This is a genomic window from Neisseria sp. P0021.S006 (genome assembly GCF_051956895.1).
Genome location: NZ_JBQCWZ010001283.1, coordinates 1 through 439, shown reverse-complemented (window position 1 = coordinate 439; position 439 = coordinate 1). Strand labels below are relative to the sequence as shown.

1 protein-coding gene is annotated in these 439 nt (G+C 45.8%); it reads left to right on the top strand.

The window, feature by feature from the left end:
• Nucleotides 1-297 (top strand): hypothetical protein (locus ACTHUM_RS19900; protein WP_440403992.1); only part of this gene is annotated, 297 nt, incomplete at its 5' end.
• Nucleotides 298-439: the final 142 nt, after the last annotated feature.

Sequence of the window (439 nt, the reverse complement as noted above, 5' to 3'; positions counted from 1 at the left end):
AAAACAAACCCCCCAAACATCAAAAAAAACAAACACCCCGCCCCAACCCAAAAAAACATAACCACCCAACACCCAACCACCCCCACCAAAAAACTACCCCACAAACCCAACCACAACAAACAAAACCCCAACAACACAAACCCCCCCAACACAAACAAAACCAACAAACCCCCCCAAAACCCCACCAACCCCACACCAAAACAACAAACAACCCCACACCCCACCCATACCCGAAAAAAACACAAGCGCAACTCCTACCCTCCCAGAGAAAGTAACCATATTTATGGTATCTTCTAATACCATGGCTGCAATGTCTCTTTGCGCAATCTCCTGTCTACGACGTTCTACTAACTCTTCATCATAAGGAACACTTGGTGTAATGCTTTGTTTTGAAAAAATCCAACCCAAAACCCCTCCAACAAACCCCCTCCACTAACCA